Source organism: Rathayibacter sp. VKM Ac-2926, assembly GCF_022815565.1.
GTDB lineage: Bacteria > Actinomycetota > Actinomycetes > Actinomycetales > Microbacteriaceae > Rathayibacter > Rathayibacter festucae.
In genome coordinates this window covers 150,764-167,827 of sequence record NZ_JALGRS010000010.1, presented here as the reverse complement: position 1 = coordinate 167,827, position 17,064 = coordinate 150,764, and the positions used below count along the sequence as shown (strand labels likewise).

Genomic DNA, 17,064 nt, shown 5'->3' with positions numbered 1-17,064 from the left:
CAATCACCACCGACCCCACACCGGAATCGGCGGATCAACCCCCGCAGAACGCGTCCACAACCTCACGGGGAACTACACCTAGCGCTCCACGGCGCGGGTCCTCCACCCCGCACCACCCACAGGGTCGATCCTCACGGATCGGCCCTTTTTTCGTGCTCGGACGCTCCCCGGGAGTGCGATTCCCCTCCACTGTGCTCCACCGAGCTGGGTCCGCAGAACGACGCGGATCGACGGGGGCGCCGCGGCGCGCCGCGACGGTTCGGAGGGTTGTGGGTGGGGGGAAGTGGAGTACTGTGGGGCCCACACCAACCTTGGCCGGAGAGAAGTGGGGGCAGTCCGTTGTTCCTCGGCACTCATTCCCCCAAGCTCGACGAGAAGGGCCGCGTCATCCTTCCCGCCAAGTTCCGCGACGAGCTCTCCTCCGGAGTCGTCGTCACGCGCGGCCAGGAGCGGTGCCTCTACGTCTTCAGCCAGCGCGAGTTCGAGGCGATGCACGAGAAGATCCGCCAGGCGCCGGTCACCAGCAAGCAGGCCCGCGACTTCCTCCGCGTGTTCCTCTCCGGCGCCAGCGCCGAGACGCCGGACAAGCAGAACCGCATCACCCTCCCGGCGCCGCTGCGCGCCTACGCCGGTCTCGACCGCGACCTCACCGTCATCGGTGCGGGCAATCGCGCCGAGATCTGGGCCCAGGACGCCTGGGACAGCTACCTCACCGAGCAGGAGTCCGTGTTCTCCGACACCGAGGAGGAGGTGATCCCCGGACTGTTCTAGCTCCTGCCGCGCGACTCCCAGCCACTCGGCGCCCGGACGCACCTTCCCCGGTGTCCGGTCGTGAGCTGGATGGGGATCGGACGGCAGGAACAGGACGGCGGGACCGCCATGACAGAGAGCACCGAGAGCACCCCTGCGCACCGCGCCGACGTGAGCGCGGACGACGCGACCAGCGCCGACGCACCCCGCGCGGGCGTGCGCCCGACCGAGGAGCGGCACCTGCCCGTGCTCCTCGAGCGCTGCGTCGAGCTGCTCGCTCCGGCGCTCGAGCGCGACGGCGCCGTGCTCGTCGACGCGACGCTCGGCATGGGCGGCCACTCGCTCGCGCTGCTGGAGCGCTTCCCGCGCCTCCACCTGGTCGGCCTCGACCGCGACCGGGAGGCCCTCGAGCTGGCGGGCGCCCGGCTCGCCGCGCACTCCGCGCGGATCGACCTCGTGCACGCCGTCTACGACGAGCTGCCCGACGTCCTCGACGAGCTCGGCATCGACACGGTCGACGGCGCACTGTTCGACCTCGGCGTCTCCTCGCTGCAGCTCGACGAGACCGAGCGCGGCTTCTCCTACTCCAAGGACGCTCCTCTGGACATGCGGATGGACGCGTCGGCGCCGCTCACCGCGGCGAGCATCCTCGCGGACTACGACGAGATCGCGCTCCGGCGGATCTTCCACGAGTACGGCGAGGAGCGGCTCGCGGCGCGCTACGCCAAGAAGATCGTCGAGGCCCGCGCGTCGGCGCCGATCGTGCGCTCCGGCCGGCTCGTCGAGATCATCCAGGCGGCGACCCCGGTCGCGATCCAGCGCAACGGGCACCCGGCCAAGCGCGTCTTCCAGGCGCTGCGCATCGAGGTCAACCAGGAGCTCTCCGTGCTCGAGCGGGCGATCCCCGCCGCACTCGGCCGCATCGCCGTCGGCGGGCGCCTCGTCGTCGAGGCGTACCAGTCGCTCGAGGACCGCATCGTCAAGCGCGCCCTGCAGGCCGCCTCCTCCTCCACGGCGCCGGTCGGCCTGCCGATGGAGCTGCCCGAGCACCGACCCGAGTTCCGGCTCGTCATCCGCGGCGCAGAGCTCGCCTCGGACGACGAGAAAGCCGCCAACCCCCGAGCAACACCCGTGCGACTGCGCGCGGCCGAGAGGATCAGGAGCACCGCATGAGCGCGACCGCCGTCATCGACCCCGTCATCGACCGCAGCACCGCACGACCGGCGCAGCCCGCCGAGCCGGCCCAGCGACCCCGCATCGAGGCGGTCCCCGCTCCGGCGCGCCAGGCCCGGCCGAAGCTCGTCTACGGGATCGTCGCCGTCGCGGGGCTGTTCGCGATCATCGTGATCCAGCTCCTGGTCAGCGTCGGCCTCTCCGAGGGCGCCTACCAGATCGCGACGCTGCAGGGCGAGCAGAAGACGCTCACCCGCGGCAACGCGGAGAAGCAGGACGCGGTCGACACCCTCAGCTCGCCGCAGAACCTCGCGACCGCCGCGCAGGGCCTGGGCATGGTCGCGAACACCGCGCCCGTCTACCTCCGCCTCTCCGACGGTGCCGTGCTGGGCGATCCCGCCACCGCCGCCGCGAGCGAGGTCGGCACCGCCGCGACCGCCTCCGCCGTGCCGAACGCGCTGATCGCACCGCCGGCCGCCGCGGCCGCACCCGGCTCCACCACCGCGGTCGCACCGCTGCAGGGCGAGCTGCCCGCCCCGATCACGCACTGACTCCGCCCGAGCACGCACTGAGCCGCTCCGACCACGCACCGAAGGGCCCCTAGCGCCGTGAGACACCACCGTTCGAGCAGGCGACGCACCGCCGTCACCTTCCTCGTCATCGCCGCCGTCGTCGGACTGTTCATCGGCAAGCTGGTCGACATCCAGGTCGTCCGCGCCAACGAGCTGACCGACGAGGCGGCGCAGAACCAGTCGAACAGCGTCATCACCTACGGCACCCGCGGCTCGATCGTCGACCGCTCCGGCACGGTGCTCGCCGACGCCACGACCCGGTACCGGCTGACGACCTCGCCGAAGAACGTCGCGGAGTTCCTGCGCGAGATGCCCGACGGCCAGGAGGTGATGGTCAGCGTCGAGCAGGCCGCCTCCGAGATCGGCGCCATCACCGGGCAGACGGTCCCGCAGATCGTCACGGCCGTGAGCGACGCGGTCGCGAAGGACCCGAAGGCGAACTACCTGATCCTCTCCGAGGGCCTCGACCTCGAGGCGTACCAGAAGCTCGTCGCCCTCGACATCCCGTGGACCTACTTCGAGACGCAGCAGGGCCGGACCTACCCGAACGGCGCGGTCGCCGGCAACCTGGTCGGCTACGTGGGCGGCGACGGCGCCGCCCAGGAGGGCATGGAGTACGCCGAGAACGCGTGCCTCGCCGGGGCCAACGGCTCCGAGAGCTACGAGCGCAGCGCCGACTACGTCCGCATCCCCGGCAGCACCGTGGCGGAGACCCCCGCGGTCGACGGCGGGACGCTCGAGCTGACCATCGACGCCGACCTGCAGTACTACTCGCAGCAGGTGCTCGCGCAGCGGGTCGCCGAGGTCGGCGGCAGCTACGGCATCGTCGTGGTGCAGGAGGTCAAGACCGGCAAGCTCCTGACCGTCGCCGAGACCCCGACCGTCGACCCGAACAACGTCTCGGCGAGCGCTCCGGCCGACCGCGGCTCGCGCGCCTTCCAGAGCCCGTTCGAGCCCGGCTCGACCTTCAAGCCGATGACGGCGGCGATGCTGATCGACCAGGGCCTCGCGAGCCCGACGAGCCAGGTCGTCGTCCCCGACACCTTCGAGAAGGACGGCGCCTCGTTCAGCGACGACTTCGCGCACACGCCCACGAACTACACGCTGACCGGGATCCTCAAGGACTCCTCGAACGTCGGCATCGCGATGATGGGCTCCAAGCTCTCCGCCTCGCAGCGCTACGACTACCTGAAGAAGTTCGGCCTCGGCACTTCGACGGCCGTCGACTTCCCCGGCGAGACCGGCGGCCTCCTGGCCGACGCGAAGGACTGGGACAACCAGACCAACTACACGACGATGTTCGGGCAGGGCGTCTCGGCGACCGCGGTCCAGGTCGCGAGCATCTACCAGACCCTCGGCAACGGCGGGGTGCGCCTGCCCGCGCAGCTGGTCGAGGGCTGCACCATGCCCGACGGCTCGGTGATCGACGTGCCCGACACCACCGGGACCCCGGTGGTCTCCGCCGGTGCCGCGAAGGACGTCGTGGACATGCTGCAGACCCACTACAACGAGGGCTGGCTGGCGAACGACATCCACGTCGACGGCTACAACATCGCCACCAAGACCGGCACGGCGCAGCAGCCGGACGGCAACGGCGGCTACTCGAAGAGCTACACCGTCTCGCTGGCCGGCCTCGCGCCCGCGGAGGACCCGGAGTACGTCGTGACGGTCACCATCGCCGATCCGGTTAAGATGAACACGTCCCAGGCGACGGCCCCCGTGTTCCAGCAGGTCATGACGCAGGTGCTCAAGACCAACCGGGTGGAGCCGTCCACGGTCCCGCCGGTGGAGTACCCCACCACGTGGTGACCGCCCTCTCCAGGACACGACCCAGCAGACCAGAACCAGCACGAGCACCAGCACGAGAGAAAGAGCGGGCATTGCACGACACTCGCCCGCAGTCCTCCCTCCGGCCCGAGCACCCGGCGCCCCGCGCGCTCGCGCAGCTCGTCGCCGAGTTCTCGCTCGGGCCCGTCCGCGGGGTCGAGGGCGTCGAGGTCAGCGGGGTCACCCTCGACTCGCGCTGCGTCGAGCCGGGCGACCTCTACGTCGGCGTCGCCGGCCGGGCCGCGCACGGCGCCGCCTTCGCCGCCGGTGCCGCCGCCGCCGGTGCGGTCGCGGTGCTGACCGATCCCGAGGGCGCCGAGCTGGCCGCCGGCAGCGGCCTCCCCGTGCTGGTCACGCCCGACCCCCGCGCCGCTCTCGGCGACGTCGCGGCCTGGATCCACCGCACCCGCGAGGACGCGCCGACGCTGTTCGGCGTGACCGGGACCAACGGCAAGACGAGCGTGGTCTACCTGCTCGACGCGCTGCTGCGCCGCCTCGGCGTCGTCTCCGGTCTCAGCTCGACCGCCGAGCGCCGCATCGGCGACGTGGCGGTCGTCAGCTCGCTGACCACTCCGGAGGCGAGCGAGCTGCACGCCCTGCTCGCCCGGATGCGCGAGTCCGCGGTGCGCGCGGTGTCCATCGAGGTCTCCGCGCAGGCGCTCACCCGCCACCGGATCGACGGCCTCGTCTTCGACGTGGTCGGCTTCACCAACCTGACGCACGACCACCTCGACGACTACACCGACATGGCGCACTACTTCGAGGCGAAGGCCGACCTGTTCGGTCCGGACCGCGCGCGCCGCGGTGTGGTGACCGTCGACAGCAGCTGGGGCCGCGAGCTCGTCGAGCGCAGCCGCATCCCCGTGACGACACTCGCCAGCTCGCCCGTCGTCGGAGTCGCTCCGAGCACGCCGGCCGACTGGTCGATGACCGTCGTCGAGAGCACCGCCGACGGCACGACCTTCCGCCTCGAGGGGCCCGAGAACCGCTCGGTCGTCGTGAGCATCCCGCTGATCGGCTGGTACATGGCGGCCAACGCGGCGCTCGCGATCGTCATGCTCGTCGAGTCGGGCTTCGACCTCGAGGCCATCGCGCACGCTCTGGGCGAGGGCGCGCTGGACGTCTACATCCCCGGTCGCGCCGAGCGCGTCTCCGGGGACCGCGGTCCGCGCGTCTACGTCGACTACGGCCACACCCCGGACGCGTTCTCGAACGCACTCGAGGCGCTGCGGGCGCTGACGCCCGGCCGGCTGATCATGGTCTTCGGCGCCGACGGCGACCGGGACACCACGAAGCGGGCCGACATGGGGCGCATCGCCTCGGAGCTGTCCGACGTCGTGATCGTGACCGACTTCCATCCGCGCTGGGAGGACCCGGCGGCGATCCGCGCCGTCCTCGTCGGCGCGGCGACCGAGGCCGTGCCCGGCCGGGAGATCCACGAGATCCCCGACCCGCGCGCCGCCGTGCGGGCGGCCGTCGCCCTCGCGGACGAGGGCGATGCGATCCTCTACGCCGGACCCGGCCACGAGGACTATCAGGAGATTGCAGGAGTGCACATGCCGTATTCGGCCAGAGACGACGTCCGGCAGGCCCTGCGCGAGGCGGGCTGGCTCTAGATGATCGCCCTGACCCTCACCGAGATCGCCGCGGCCGTCTCCGGCCGGCTGCACCTCGCCGGCTCCTCCGCGAACGCGAGCACCGTCGTCGACGGCGCGACCGAGACCGATTCGCGCGAGATCGCGCCCGGCGGGATCTTCGTCGCCAAGCGCGGCGAGCACACCGACGGCCACCTCTTCGCTCCGGTCGCCGTCGAGCGCGGCGCCGCCCTGCTGATCGTCGAGCGGCCGCTCGACCTCGACGTGCCGCAGGTGCTCGTCGACGACTCCGTCGAGGCGCTCGGCGCCCTGGCGACCGAGGTCGTCCGCCGCGTGCGCGCGCTCGGGAACCTCACCGTCCTCGCGGTCACCGGCTCCAACGGCAAGACGACCACCAAGAACCTGCTCCGCACGATCCTCGAGCGCGAGGGCGAGACCGTCGCCCCGCAGGGCTCGTTCAACAACGAGGTCGGTGCGCCGATCACGATGCTGAAGGTGTCGCCCTCGACGCGCTTCCTCGTGGCCGAGATGGGCGCGAGCGCGGTCGGCGAGATCCGCCGCCTCGTCCGGATGGCGAAGCCCGACGTCGGGATCGTCCTCGCGGTGGGCCTCGCTCACGCCGGCGAGTTCGGCGGCATCGAGCGCACGCTCGAGGCGAAGACCGAGATGGTCGCCGACCTGACGGCCGACGACGTCGCGGTGCTGAACGCCGACGACGGCCGCGTCGCCTCGATGCAGGCGAGGACCGCCGCCCGGGTGCTGTGGTTCGGCCACGGCGAGCAGGCCGACGTCCGCGCCGTCGACATCGAGCCGACGGCCGAGGGCACCCGCTTCACCGTCGAGATCAGCGCTGGGGAGGGCCGCGAGGCCGCCCGCGCCGAGCTCTTCCTCCGCGTCCTCGGCGAGCACCACGTGATGAACGCGCTGGCGGCCACCGCGGCCGCGCTCTCCGTCGGCGTCCCGCTCGACGCGATCGTCGCCGCGCTCGGGACCGTCACGCTCGCCGAGCGCTGGCGCATGCAGGTGCTCGGCGGCGCCGACGTCACGGTCGTCAACGACGCGTACAACGCCAGCCCCGACTCCACCGCCGCCGCCCTGCGGACCCTCGCTCAGATCGCGAAGCCGGAGGGGCGCACCGTCGCGGTCCTCGGCGAGATGAGCGAGCTGGGGGAGTGGGCCGACGAGGAGCACGACCGCGTGGGCCTGCTCGCCGTCCGGCTCAACATCGCGCAGATCGTGGTGGTCGGCGCGAAGGCGCGACGGATCCACGTCGCCGCCGAGCGCGAGGGCTCCTGGAGCGGCGAGTCCGTCTTCGTCGAAACCGCCGACGAGGCCTACGACCTGCTCGACGGCTATCTTCGGAGCGGCGACACCGTCCTGGTGAAGTCGTCCAACTCCGCCGGGCTGCGATTCCTGGGCGACCGACTGGGAGAGCGCCACCGATGAGAGCACTCCTTCTGGCCGGAGCCTTCTCCGGCGCCTTCACGCTGCTGCTGACGCCCCTGTTCATCCGGCTGTTCCACCGCCTGCAGTGGGGCCAGTTCATCCGCGAGGACGGACCGAAGTCGCACCACGTCAAGCACGGCACGGCGACGATGGGCGGCATCGTCATCATCATCGCCACCGTGGCGGGCTACTTCCTCGGCTCGCTCTTCGGCAACCGGGCGCTCGCGCCGTCGGCGCTGCTGGTGCTGTTCATGATGGTCGGGCTCGGCTTCGTCGGCTTCATCGACGACTTCCTGAAGACCCGCAACCAGCGCAGCCTCGGGCTCGGCGGCTGGGCCAAGATCGCCGGGCAGATCATCGTCGCCGCGGCCTTCGCGGTCATCGCGATCATGGTGCGCGACTCCAACGGACTGACGCCGGCCTCGACGTCGATCTCGTTCATCCGCGACCTGCCGTTCGACTTCGCGACGCTCGGCTGGATCGGCATCGGGCTGTTCGTGCTCTGGATCTGCGTGATCGTGACCAGCACGTCCAACGGCGTCAACGTCGCGGACGGCCTCGACGGCCTCGCGACCGGCTCCTCGATCCTCGCGATCGGCTCCTACGTCATCATCGGCTTCTGGCAGTCCAACCAGTGGTGCTTCGACGCGCAGCTCAACCCGGAGGTGGCCGACAAGTGCTACCAGGTGAGCGATCCGTTCGACCTCGCGATCATCGCCGCGGCGATCTCCGGCGCGCTCGTTGGCTTCCTCTGGTGGAACACCTCGCCCGCGCAGATCTTCATGGGCGACACCGGCTCGCTGGGCCTCGGCGGCGCGCTCGCCGCCCTCGCGATCCTCACCCGCACCGAGCTGCTCGTCATCCTGATCGGCGGCCTGTTCGTCATCGTCACCGGCTCGGTGATCGTGCAGCGGATCTACTTCAAGCTCACCCGGGGCAAGCGCATCTTCCTGATGAGCCCGCTCCACCACCACTTCGAGCTCAAGGGCTGGGCCGAGATCACGGTGGTGGTCCGCTTCTGGATCATCGCCGGCATCTTCGTCGCGGCCGGCGTCGGGCTCTTCTACCTCGAATGGCTCTCCCTGGCATGACCGCTCCCGCCTCGTCCGCCCGCCCCGACTCGCTGACCAGCTGGCACTCCGACTGGCGCGGTCTCCGCGTCGCCGTGCTGGGGCTCGGCGTCACGGGCTTCTCCGTCGCCGACACGCTGACCGAGCTGGGCGCCGAGGTGCTCGTCCTGGCCGACCGCGCCGACGAGGAGCGCGAGCGCCTGCTCGAGGTGATCGGGGCGCGCCTGCACCGGGCCGAGCGGCTCGACCGCGTCCCGGAGGAGCTGGCGTCGTTCGACCCCGAGCTCGTCGTCGTCTCGCCCGGCTTCGCGCCGACGCATCCGATCGTCGCGTGGGCGGGGGAGTCGGGCATCGCGCTCTGGGGCGACGTCGAGCTCGCCTGGCGCGTGCGCGACAAGGTCGTCCGCGCCGACGGCACCCCGGCCGACTGGGTGCTGGTGACCGGCACGAACGGCAAGACCACGACCGTGCAGCTCACCGCGACGATGCTGATCGCCGGCGGGCTGCGGGCCGCCCCCTGCGGCAACATCGGGATCCCGGTACTCGACGCGGTCCGCGACCCGCAGGGCTTCGACGTCCTGGTGGTCGAGCTCTCGAGTTACCAGCTGCACTACCTCGGCCGGATCGAGCCGCTCGCGAGCACCTGCCTGAACATCGCCGACGACCACCTCGACTGGCACGGCACCTTCGAGGCCTATCGCGCCGCGAAGGCGAAGGTCTACGCGAACACCCGGGTCGCCTGCGTCTACAACCGCGCCGACGCCGCCACCGAGCAGATGGTGGTCGACGCCGAGGTGATCGAGGGCGCGCGCGCGATCGGCTTCGGCCTGGGGGTCCCCGGGCCGAGCGACTTCGGCGTCGTCGACGGCATCCTCTGCGACCGCGCCTTCCTCGAGGACCGCGCCACGAGCGCGATCGAGATCGCGACCGTCGACGAGCTCGCCGCCCGCGGACTCGCCGCCCCGCACATCGTGCAGAACGTGCTGGCGGCCGCCGCGCTCTCGCGGGCCTGCGGCATCGAGCCCGCCGCCGTCCGCCGCGCTCTCGCGAGCTTCGAGCTCGACGCGCACCGCATCCAGGTGGTCGCGGAGAGCTCCGGCGTGGTCTGGGTGAACGACTCCAAGGCCACCAATCCGCACGCCGCCGACGCCTCGCTCCGGGCCTACCCGTCCGTCGTCTGGCTCGTCGGCGGGCTGCTGAAGGGTGTCGACATCGACGCTCTCGTGGGCGCCCACGTCGGCCGCCTGCGCGGCGCCGTGGTCATCGGCGCGGACCGCGCGGAGGTCCTCGAGGCATTCCGGCGACACGCGCCCGCCCTCCCCGTGACCGAGGTGGTCCCGGATGACACTGGGGCGGTGATGCAGGCGGCCGTCGAGGCCGCCGCGGTGATCGCCCGCACGGGTGACGTCGTCCTGCTCGCACCTGCCGCGGCGTCGATGGACCAGTTCCGCGACTACGCGGAGCGGGGCCGCTTCTTCGCGGCCGCCGTGGCGACGTATCTGGGAGGGGGAGCCGATGACCGCTCCGACGACGAACCGCAGCCCGGGCCGCTCGCGCACTGACCGCTCGCGCGCCGAGGCGACCGAGGGCGAGCAGCACAAGGAGCGCGGCGGACTGCGCACCGCGCGGATCGTGCTCGCCCGCGTCCTCGCCTCGGGATCGCCGAACTTCTTCCTGCTCTTCGGCACGACGCTCTTCCTCGTGCTCTTCGGGCTGACGATGGTGCTCTCCTCCTCGTCGGTCACGTCCTACGTCCGGAGCGACGACTCCTTCGGCGGCTTCTTCCGCCAGGGCGGCTTCGCCCTGCTCGGCGTGCCGCTGATGCTCGTGGTGTCGCGCGTGCCGATCCGCTTCTGGAAGAAGGCGACACCCCTCCTGCTCGGGGCCGGCTGCTTCCTGCAGCTGCTCGTGCTCTTCTCCCCGCTCGGCTGGGAGGTCGGCGGCAACCGCAACTGGCTGCGGATCGGCGGCTTCACGATGCAGCCGTCCGAGATCATCAAGCTCGCGCTCGCGCTCTGGCTCGGCCTGCTGCTCGCCCGCCGGTACCGCGGCCCGAAGGACTGGAAGGACGCGCTGATGCCCGTCCTGATCGTCGCGGGCGGCTCGATCGGCCTCGTCCTCGGCGGCGGCGACCTCGGCACCGTCCTGATCCTCGCCGGCATCGTCCTGGCTGCGCTCTTCTACGCGAACGTGCAGATGAAGGTGCTGATCCCGATCGTGCTCGTCGGCGCGGTCGGCGCCGTGCTCTTCGCCGTCTCGAGCGAGAACCGGCTGACCCGGATCATGTCCTTCCTCGGCGACTGCTCGGGCTCCGAGCAGTACGAGACCTCCTGCTGGCAGCCCGTGCACGGCACCTGGGCGATGGCCTCCGGCGGCATCTTCGGCGTCGGCCTCGGCAACTCCAAGGCCAAGTGGTCCTGGCTGCCCGCGGCCGACAACGACTACATCTTCGCGATCATCGGCGAGGAGCTCGGCCTGATCGGGGCGATCGTGGTCCTCGCGCTCTTCGTCGTCCTGGCGATCGCGTTCTTCCGCATCATCCACGCGTCCACCGACCCGTTCGTCCGCATCACGACCGGCGCCGTCATGGTCTGGCTGATCGGCCAGGCGTTCGTCAACATCGGGGTGGTGCTCGGGGTGCTCCCGGTGCTCGGAGTGCCGCTGCCGCTGATCTCCTCCGGAGGCACCGCCCTGCTCAGCTCGCTCCTCGCCATCGGCGTCGTGCTCTCCTTCGCGCGCCACCAGACCTCGCCGAGCGACGGCGCCGCCGCGCGCGCCGCCAAGAAGGCCGCCGCCCGATGACCCGCTTCCTGCTCGCCGGCGGCGGGACCGCCGGCCACGTCAATCCGCTGCTCGCCACGGCCGACGAGATCCGGGCGCGCCACCCGGAGGACGAGGTCCTCGTCCTCGGCACGGCCGAGGGACTCGAGGCCCGACTGGTGCCTCTGCGCGGCTACGAGCTGTCGGTGATCCCGCGCCTGCCGTTCCCGCGCCGTCCGAACGGCGCCGCCCTGCGCTTCCCATCGGCCTTCCGCGCGACGATCGACGGCATCGTCCGCACCCTCCGCGAGCGCCGGATCGACGCGGTCGTCGGCTTCGGCGGCTACGCGGCCGCGCCCGCCTACCTCGCCGCCCGGCGCGCCGGGATCCCGTTCGTGGTGCACGAGGCCAACGCCCGGCCGGGGCTCGCCAACCGGCTCGGTGCCCGCTTCACGCCGTACGTCGGCGTCGCCTTCGAGGGCACGCCGCTGCGGAACGCGCAGGTGGTCGGCATGCCGCTGCGCCGGGAGATCGCGCAGCTGGACCGCGCGGCCGTCCGCGACGAGGCGATGGCCGCCTTCGGTCTCGATCCCGCACGCCGCACCCTGCTCGTCACCGGTGGCTCGCTCGGTGCCCGGCGGATCAACGCGACCGTGCACGCGAGTGCCGATGCGCTCGTCGCGACCGGCTTCCAGGTGCTGCACATCACCGGCGACCGTGCCGAGATCGCCGACCCCGCCGTCCCCGGCTACCACCTCCTCGCCTACTGCGACCGGATGGACCTCGCTCTCGCCGCCGCGGACGTCGCGGTCTCCCGCGCCGGAGCGGCCACCGTGAGCGAGCTCAGCGCGCTCGGCCTCCCTGCGGTGTACGTGCCCTACCCGGTCGGCAACGGCGAGCAGCGCTTCAACGCGCGCGGTGTCGTCGATGCGGGCGGAGCGCTCCTCGTCGAGGACGCGGCGTTCACCCCGGCGTGGGTCGCGAGCGACCTGGTGCCGCTCCTGCACGACGCTCCGCGCCTCGCCGAGATGGGCCGCCGTGCCGCGTCCGTCGGCGTGCGCGACGGCTCCGGCCGGCTGGTCGACCTCATCGGGTCCGGTCTCCGTCCGCACTGATCCCTCCGCGGTTAAACTGATCCCTTCGTCCGGCCTGCGGCACCCCGCACGCCGAGCCGTCCACCCGAAAGCGAGAGCCCCGTGATCAAGCCCGACCTCGGCATCACCGTCCCCGACGAGCTCGGCTCGGTCCACTTCATCGGCATCGGCGGCTCGGGGATGAGCGGGATCGCGCGGCTGTTCCACCGCGCCGGTCACCGCGTCACCGGCTCCGACGTGCGCGAGTCGCACCCGATCGAGCAGCTCCGCGAGCTCGGCATCCCGGTCGCCATCGGGCACGACGCGGCGCACCTCGGCGACGCCGAGGCCGTCGTCGTCACGTCGGCGCTCTGGCCGGACAACCCCGAGTACCTGCTGGCGAAGGAGCGCGGCCTGCCCGTCCTGCACCGCTCGCAGGCGCTCGCCTGGCTCGTCCGCGGCAAGCGCCTCGTCGCCGTCGCCGGCGCACACGGCAAGACCACCTCGACCGGCATGATCGTCACCGGTCTGCTCGGCCTCGACGCCGACCCCAGCTTCGTCAACGGCGGGATCATCGAGGGCCTCGGCACCTCCTCCGCGGCCGGCTCCGGCGAGGTCTTCGTCGTCGAGGCGGACGAGTCCGACGGCAGCTTCCTGCTCTACGACACCGCGGTGTCGCTCGTCACCAACGTCGACCCGGACCACCTCGACCACTACGGCTCGCTCGAGGCGTTCGAGGAGGCGTTCGTCACCTTCACCTCGAGCGCGCGCGAGCTGGTCGTCATCTCCTCCGACGACCCCGGCGCCGTCAGCGTCACCCGCCGCATCGACGGACCGAAGGTCCTGACCTTCGGCGAGGCGGAGGGCTCGGACGTCCGCGTGGTCGATCTCGAGCTGGTCGGCCCGGTCGGCTTCACCGTCGAGTACGAGGGCCGCCGCTACACGACGCGCCTGCGCATCCCGGGCCGCCACAACGCGATCAACGCGGCGGGCGCCTTCGCCGTGCTCGTCGGCCTCGGCTTCGAACCGGCTCCGGCCCTCGCCGCGATCTCCGAGTTCGGCGGCACCGAGCGCCGCTTCGAGCTGCACGGCGCCGTGCGCGGCGTGAGCGTCTACGACGACTACGCGCACCACCCCACCGAGGTCGCCGCCGCCCTGTCGGCCGCGAGGACCGTCGTCGGCACCGGCCGGATCATCGCCGTGCACCAGCCGCACCTCTACAGCCGCACCCGGCTCTTCGCCCGCGAGTTCGCCGAGGCGCTGGAGACCTACGCGGACGAGACGATCGTGCTCGACGTCTACGGCGCGCGCGAGGACCCCGAGCCCGGCGTCACCGGCGCGCTGGTGAGCGAGAAGTTCGCCGACCCCTCGCACGTCTCGTTCCTCGCCGACTGGCAGGAGGCGTCCCGCCGCACCGCGGAGATCGCGCGCGAGGGCGACTTCGTGATCACCCTCGGCTGCGGCGACGTCTACCGGATCATCCCGCAGCTGCTCGAGTCGCTCGGCGCGAGCGAGGTCGCGCCGGTCGCGCGATGAAGCGGCCGGACGGCGTGCGGCCGCCGAGCGGAGTGCGTTCCGCGCCCGATCGTCCGGCGAGCCCTCCGCCGGCGCAGTCGCGTCCGTCCGGCGACGACGAGCACCCCACCGAGCCGATCCGGCTGACGACGCCGGCGTCACTGCGGCTGCCGTCCGCTCCCCGGAGCGCGGCGGGGAAGCTGCAGGCCGAGCGGATGAAGGCGGAGAAGGCGGCGGAGGCCGGGAGACCGGCGAAGGCCGCACCGGCGAAGGTCGCACCCGCGAAGCTCGCACCCGCGAAGCTCGCACCTGAGAAGGTCGCACCCGCGAAGGCGACGTCCGAGAAGGCGGTACCCGCGCGTGCCGAGCCCGCCACGGCCGAGTCGGAGAGGACTCCGCCCGGGACGGCGGCCGAGCCGCGGAGGACGCCGCTGTCCCGGCTCCGGGGTCTCCCACTGCCCGGGTCGGAGGGTCGCGCGCTCGCGAAGGCGGCCCGGGAGCGCCGCCGCTTCGAGCGCGGCGAGGTCCGCCGCTTCACCAGGCGCGCACGCCGCCGCCGCACCATCGCCCTGGTCACGGCCGGCTCGCTCGTCCTCCTCGCCCTGGTGGTCGCGGTCGCGGCCTACTCGCCGCTGATGGCGGTCAAGACGATCGAGATCACCGGGACCCAGCGCGTCAGCGCCGAGGACATCCAGAGCTCGCTCGCCGACCAGGTCGGGGTGCCGCTCACGCTGGTGGACCGCGCCGCCGTCGGACGGGTGCTCGGCAGCTACCCCCTGGTGCGCAGCTACTCCGTGCAGACGCGACCGCCGAGCACGCTCATCGTCAGCGTCGTCGAGCGGACCCCGGTCGGCGTGATCGCCGACGGCGCCGCGTTCGACCTCGTCGACCCGGCGGGCGTGGTGATCGAGACGGCGCCGGCCGCGCAGGAGGGCTACCCGCTGCTCAGCACGCCGACCGGCTCCGCCTCGGGAGCGGCGTTCCGCGCGACCGCACGCGTGCTGCTCACCCTGCCGGAGTCGCTCGAGAGCCAGGTCGCCTCGGCGGCCGCGACCACGGGGGACGACGTCTCCCTGACCCTCGCGGACGGCGCGGTCGTCTTCTGGGGTGGGTCGGACGACTCCGCGCTCAAGGCCGTCGTCCTGGAGAAGCTGATGGCGGCGACGGACCCCGCGGCCGTCGCCTCCTACGACGTCTCCTCGCCCGAGGCCGCCGTCGTCGCCCGGCGATGAGCGGCGCGCCGGACGGATCCGCGCGGCTCTTTTCCGATTGCGGGCGTGTCTGTCGCAGCGCGGCGCGCACTCCGCCTACCGTCGAGCCCACACCCCAAATGCATACTCAGCATAACTTTAAGCCTCAACTATAGGTTTAAGGTTCAGCCCGGAGGCCGGACACGTGACTTCAAACCAGAACTACCTCGCCGTGATCAAGGTCGTCGGCATCGGCGGTGGCGGCGTCAACGCCGTCAACCGCATGATCGAGCTCGGCCTCCGCGGCGTCGAGTTCATCGCGATCAACACCGACGCGCAGGCGCTGCTGCTCAGCGACGCGGACGTCAAGCTCGACGTCGGCCGCGAGCTGACCCGTGGACTCGGCGCCGGCGCCGACCCCGAGGTCGGCCGCCGCGCCGCCGAGGACCACGCGGAGGAGATCGAGGAGGTGCTCGCGGGCGCCGACATGGTCTTCGTCACCGCGGGCGAGGGCGGCGGCACCGGCACCGGCGGCGCGCCCGTCGTGGCCCGCATCGCGAAGTCGATCGGCGCGCTCACCATCGGTGTCGTCACGAAGCCCTTCGGCTTCGAGGGCCGCCGCCGCCAGACCCAGGCCGAGGCGGGTGTCGCGACCCTGAAGAACGAGGTCGACACCCTCATCGTCGTCCCGAACGACCGTCTGCTCGAGATCAGCGACCGCGGCATCTCGATGCTCGAGGCGTTCGCCACGGCCGACCAGGTCCTCCTCGCCGGTGTCCAGGGCATCACCGACCTGATCACCACCCCGGGCCTGATCAACCTCGACTTCGCCGACGTCAAGTCGGTCATGCAGGGCGCCGGCTCCGCGCTGATGGGCATCGGCTCGTCGCGCGGGGCGGACAGGGCGATCAAGGCGGCCGAGCTGGCCGTCGCGTCCCCGCTGCTCGAGGCGAGCATCGATGGCGCGCACGGCGTGCTGCTCTCCATCCAGGGCGGATCGAACCTCGGCATCTTCGAGATCAACGACGCGGCGCGCCTGGTACAGGAGGCCGTGCACCCCGAGGCGAACATCATCTTCGGTGCCGTGATCGACGACACCCTCGGCGACGAGGTGCGCGTCACCGTGATCGCGGCGGGCTTCGACGGCGGTGAGCCCGGCGCGACCGGTCCCGCGGCCGTCGCCGCGCCGCGCCCGCAGCAGAGCCTGCCCGCGGAGGCGTCGTCCGAGCCCGCCCCGGCCCCGGTCGCCGCGCCGTCGGCCGGGTCGATCTGGTCGAGCACCCCCGTCGCCGCGCCGGCTCCCGTCGCCGACCCGTCGTTCGACGACGACGAGAGCGACCTCGACATCCCCGACTTCCTCAAGTAGTCGCCGCCGTGGTGGATCGCGAGCTGGCCGAGCGCTGGGCCTCGGTGACCGAGCAGGTCACCGCCGCCGCCCGCTCGGCCGGTCGCGACCCGTCGGAGCTGACCACGATCGTGGTCACCAAGTACCACCCCGTCTCGCTCCTGCGCGACCTGCTCGAGCTCGGCGTCGCCGACTTCGGCGAGAACCGCCACCAGGAGGCGCAGGAGAAGGCGTCCGAGCTCGTCGGCACGCCCGCGCGCTGGCACTACATCGGCCAGCTGCAGAGCAAGAAGGCGCGCCAGGTCGAGCGCTACGCGAGCTCGATCCACTCCGTCGACCGGCTCGCCCTCGTGCCGCTGCTCGACGCCGGCCCGCCGGAGCCCGGGCAGGTGCCGCTCGACGTGTTCCTGCAGGTCAATCTGACCGACGACCCCGACCGCGGGGGAGCGGCCCTCGGCGAGGTCGAGCCGCTCGCGGAGGCCCTCGCGGCCGCCCCAGGGCTCGCCCTGCGCGGCGTGATGGCCGTCGCTCCGCTCGGCGAGGAGCCCCGCCCGGCCTTCGCGCGGCTGCGCGCGATCTCGGAGCGGGTGCGCTCGATCGACCCCGGTGCGACCGGCATCTCCGCCGGCATGTCGCACGACTTCGCCGACGCGATCGCCGAGGGTGCGACACACCTGCGAATCGGGTCGGCAATCACCGGCAATCGGCCCGCCCGCCCGTAGCCTCGTCGTGACCCAGCTGTGGGTGC

At 72.2% G+C, this 17,064-nt stretch carries 15 protein-coding genes and 1 pseudogene; 14 read left to right on the top strand and 2 right to left on the bottom strand.

What is annotated here, in order from left to right; translation table 11 throughout:
- Nucleotides 1-339 precede the first annotated feature (339 nt).
- The 11 genes from mraZ (at nt 340) to murC (ending at nt 13,802) form a co-directional block, all read left to right on the top strand.
- Complete coding sequence (gene mraZ / locus MT351_RS14830) at nt 340-771, top strand: division/cell wall cluster transcriptional repressor MraZ (RefSeq protein ID WP_123446130.1); 432 nt, start codon at nt 340-342, stop codon at nt 769-771.
- A gap of 108 nt (nt 772-879) precedes the next feature.
- Entirely contained in the window at nt 880-1,923 is a 1,044-nt protein-coding gene (gene rsmH / locus MT351_RS14825) for a 16S rRNA (cytosine(1402)-N(4))-methyltransferase RsmH (protein WP_243582543.1), read from the top strand.
- Nucleotides 1,920-2,474 (top strand): hypothetical protein, encoded by a 555-nt coding sequence (locus MT351_RS14820; RefSeq protein ID WP_123735894.1) that lies wholly within the window; start codon nt 1,920-1,922, stop codon nt 2,472-2,474. Before rsmH ends, MT351_RS14820 begins: the two co-directional genes overlap by 4 nt.
- A gap of 57 nt (nt 2,475-2,531) precedes the next feature.
- On the top strand, nt 2,532-4,304 hold the full coding sequence (locus MT351_RS14815; RefSeq protein WP_243582542.1) for a penicillin-binding protein 2: 1,773 nt from the start codon (nt 2,532-2,534) through the stop codon (nt 4,302-4,304).
- Between the two features lie 71 nt (nt 4,305-4,375).
- The gene (locus MT351_RS14810; RefSeq protein ID WP_132436358.1) at nt 4,376-5,938 is read left to right on the top strand and encodes a Mur ligase family protein; all 1,563 of its coding nucleotides are present in this window, start codon (nt 4,376-4,378) and stop codon (nt 5,936-5,938) included.
- Complete coding sequence (gene murF, locus MT351_RS14805; protein WP_123735892.1) at nt 5,939-7,363, top strand: UDP-N-acetylmuramoyl-tripeptide--D-alanyl-D-alanine ligase; 1,425 nt, start codon at nt 5,939-5,941, stop codon at nt 7,361-7,363.
- Entirely contained in the window at nt 7,360-8,454 is a 1,095-nt protein-coding gene (gene mraY / locus MT351_RS14800; RefSeq protein ID WP_123732994.1) for a phospho-N-acetylmuramoyl-pentapeptide-transferase, read from the top strand. The genes murF and mraY overlap by 4 nt, the downstream gene beginning before the upstream one ends.
- Nucleotides 8,451-9,995 (top strand): UDP-N-acetylmuramoyl-L-alanine--D-glutamate ligase, encoded by a 1,545-nt coding sequence (gene murD / locus MT351_RS14795; protein ID WP_132436356.1) that lies wholly within the window; start codon nt 8,451-8,453, stop codon nt 9,993-9,995. The genes mraY and murD overlap by 4 nt, the downstream gene beginning before the upstream one ends.
- Nucleotides 9,949-11,235: a putative lipid II flippase FtsW gene (gene ftsW / locus MT351_RS14790; protein WP_132436354.1), complete on the top strand. Its 1,287-nt coding sequence runs from the start codon at nt 9,949-9,951 to the stop codon at nt 11,233-11,235. The genes murD and ftsW overlap by 47 nt, the downstream gene beginning before the upstream one ends.
- Entirely contained in the window at nt 11,232-12,308 is a 1,077-nt protein-coding gene (gene murG, locus MT351_RS14785; protein ID WP_132436352.1) for an undecaprenyldiphospho-muramoylpentapeptide beta-N-acetylglucosaminyltransferase, read from the top strand. Before ftsW ends, murG begins: the two co-directional genes overlap by 4 nt.
- Before the next feature lie 81 nt (nt 12,309-12,389).
- Complete coding sequence (gene murC / locus MT351_RS14780; RefSeq protein ID WP_132436350.1) at nt 12,390-13,802, top strand: UDP-N-acetylmuramate--L-alanine ligase; 1,413 nt, start codon at nt 12,390-12,392, stop codon at nt 13,800-13,802.
- Here the strand turns inward: murC and MT351_RS20435 are convergent.
- Together MT351_RS20435 and MT351_RS20430 are read right to left on the bottom strand one after the other, a co-directional pair.
- Nucleotides 13,744-14,157, bottom strand: a complete 414-nt coding sequence (locus MT351_RS20435) for a pentapeptide repeat-containing protein (RefSeq protein ID WP_374204780.1) — start codon at nt 14,155-14,157, stop codon at nt 13,744-13,746. The two genes, murC and MT351_RS20435, sit on opposite strands and share 59 nt — an antisense overlap.
- Nucleotides 14,075-14,452: pseudogene (locus MT351_RS20430) on the bottom strand (hypothetical protein); the annotation flags it as partial. The pseudogene MT351_RS20430 and the gene MT351_RS20435, both read right to left, overlap by 83 nt.
- On the opposite strand from MT351_RS20430, the gene MT351_RS20425 reads away from it, so the two are divergent.
- The 3 genes from MT351_RS20425 (at nt 14,417) to MT351_RS14765 (ending at nt 17,038) form a co-directional block, all read left to right on the top strand.
- Nucleotides 14,417-15,013: an FtsQ-type POTRA domain-containing protein gene (locus MT351_RS20425; protein WP_374204779.1), complete on the top strand. Its 597-nt coding sequence runs from the start codon at nt 14,417-14,419 to the stop codon at nt 15,011-15,013. The pseudogene MT351_RS20430 and the gene MT351_RS20425 overlap by 36 nt on opposite strands.
- Before the next feature lie 163 nt (nt 15,014-15,176).
- A complete protein-coding gene (ftsZ, locus tag MT351_RS14770; RefSeq protein WP_123704523.1) occupies nt 15,177-16,337 on the top strand; it encodes a cell division protein FtsZ in 1,161 nt (386 codons plus the stop codon).
- Nucleotides 16,338-16,345: 8 nt separating this feature from the next.
- Nucleotides 16,346-17,038: a YggS family pyridoxal phosphate-dependent enzyme gene (locus MT351_RS14765; protein ID WP_132436346.1), complete on the top strand. Its 693-nt coding sequence runs from the start codon at nt 16,346-16,348 to the stop codon at nt 17,036-17,038.
- The last annotated feature ends 26 nt before the right edge of the window (nt 17,039-17,064 follow it).

Excerpts from the sequence above, each read along its gene's own strand:
- rsmH (WP_243582543.1), top strand. The coding sequence starts at position 880 with ATGACAGAGAGCACCGAGAGCACCCCTGCGCACCGCGCCGACGTGAGC.
- MT351_RS14820 (WP_123735894.1), top strand. The coding sequence starts at position 1,920 with ATGAGCGCGACCGCCGTCATCGACCCCGTCATCGACCGCAGCACCGCA.
- murF (WP_123735892.1), top strand. The coding sequence starts at position 5,939 with ATGATCGCCCTGACCCTCACCGAGATCGCCGCGGCCGTCTCCGGCCGG.
- mraY (WP_123732994.1), top strand. The coding sequence starts at position 7,360 with ATGAGAGCACTCCTTCTGGCCGGAGCCTTCTCCGGCGCCTTCACGCTG.
- murD (WP_132436356.1), top strand. The coding sequence starts at position 8,451 with ATGACCGCTCCCGCCTCGTCCGCCCGCCCCGACTCGCTGACCAGCTGG.
- ftsW (WP_132436354.1), top strand. The coding sequence starts at position 9,949 with ATGACCGCTCCGACGACGAACCGCAGCCCGGGCCGCTCGCGCACTGAC.
- murG (WP_132436352.1), top strand. The coding sequence starts at position 11,232 with ATGACCCGCTTCCTGCTCGCCGGCGGCGGGACCGCCGGCCACGTCAAT.
- MT351_RS20425 (WP_374204779.1), top strand. The coding sequence starts at position 14,417 with ATGGCGGTCAAGACGATCGAGATCACCGGGACCCAGCGCGTCAGCGCC.